The following is a 1,639-nucleotide window of genomic DNA, read 5'->3' on the forward strand; positions in this document are numbered from 1 at the left end:
CCCTGATCCACCGCGCTGATTCGGCTTGGGTGGTTTCGGTGGCCTGATGAGGTCGGTCGGTGTCGTGGGCGTGGCTGGTCCGCCGGCCTGTGCCGGCTCTTCCACGTCGGGTTCCTCGAGTCGCGCCCTGCTGGGGCTGGATGGTCAGGTCGTTGCCAGGGTGGGTGGGCCGGTCGCGGCCGTCCACAGCGACTCCCATCCGGGTGCCCAGGGCCAGTCGCGGGGCAGGTGGAGGTCGAGCCTGCGGGCGGTGGTGGCGATCCTGGCGGGGACGGCGATGATCTTGGTGCGCAGGCTGGCCCATCTGGCCTTGGCCATGTCTGCTGCGACGGCGGTGGCGCGGGCCAGGTTGAACGCGATCACTGCCAGGGCGACCCAGGCGGCGTTCGCCGCGTATCGTCCGCTGGGCAGGTGGGCCAGGGCGTTGTCTTTGAGCTCGGCGATGACCTGCTCGACGATCGCGTGGTCGCGGTGACGTTCGTCGGCCTCGATGGTCGAGAACGTGCTGTTGGTGATGAAGGCGTGGTGGCGGTAGGTGGCGAACAGCTCGCCCTGCTCGGTCCCATCGCAGGCGAACGGCTGGAGGCGTTTCACGCGGCGGACGATGAGCCGGCAGGTGACGTGCTCGCCCCTGCGGCGGGAGGTGAACGCGGTGAACGGGATCTCGGCGACCTCGGCGTGGGAGACCCACCGCTGCTCGGCCTCGTCGTAGATCGCGTCCGGGTACTCGATCGGCTGCCACGCGTCGGCGGGGATGCTGGCGATCGCTGCGGTGACGGTCTTGGTCATCCGGGCGGTGACCGAGAACCACGCCTGGTGCCTGATCGCGGTGCCGACGAACGCCCACCCGTAGTAGGCCGAGTCCGCCCGGGCCAGGATCCGGCCCCTCACGCCAGCGGCGCGGGCGGTGGTGATCCCCTGGGCCAGCAGCCGGCCCGCGCCCGTGGCCGAGGCGGTGTTCCCCGACCGGAGCCTCGCGCCGGCGATCACCGGCGCGGCCAGCGGGGTCGAGACCGTGGCGAGCTGGATGTTCAGGCCACGCTGCTTGGTGTACCCGAACGCGGCGCCCTGCTTGGCGTAGCCGTGGACCTCCCGCACGGTGTCATCGACATCGACCGTGGCGATCCCGCCGGTGTCCGCGCCGGCCAGCAGGCCCGGGACCCGCACCGCCAGGCCCGCCACCAGCCTGGCGTTGACCTTGTCGAGCTGCTGGACGTGCCCGTGGGTGAACGACCGCAGGAACGTGCCCAGCGTGGAGGGCGCGCGGACCCCACCGAACACCTTCGTCATCCCGCCGTGCCGCAGCAGGTCCATGTCATCGATGCAGTCCGCGCCGGCCAGCATCCCGGCCACCACGCACGCCGCCTTCACCGCAGCGTTCGGCGAAGGCACCGTCACCTCCTCCAGGAGGTCGTACAGGCCGGCGGTCTCGGCCAGCCGCAACGCAGGGACCAGGCCCGCCGACGACACCAGGTTCGGGTCATCGAAGACCGGCCGGATCGTGTGAGAAGGTTTCACTTGCGAGGTGCTCCTCTTGAGCGGTTGGACGTAGACGTCGCAATCCACATCCTCCCAGCTCAAGAGGGCATTCTCGCCCTACGCCACGCTCACACCGCCGAACCCGGTCGGTGGATCAGGG

At 70.6% G+C, this 1,639-nt stretch carries 1 protein-coding gene; it reads right to left on the reverse strand.

Annotated features, from left to right (window positions below):
- Nucleotides 1-144 precede the first annotated feature (144 nt).
- On the reverse strand, nucleotides 145-1,518 hold the full coding sequence (locus ACFP6A_RS14390) for an IS1380 family transposase (RefSeq protein ID WP_379604672.1): 1,374 nt from the start codon (nucleotides 1,516-1,518) through the stop codon (nucleotides 145-147).
- Between the last annotated feature and the right edge of the window lie 121 nt (nucleotides 1,519-1,639).

This window comes from Quadrisphaera sp. GCM10027208 (assembly GCF_042658805.1).
Lineage (GTDB): Bacteria > Actinomycetota > Actinomycetes > Actinomycetales > SCSIO-59966 > SCSIO-59966.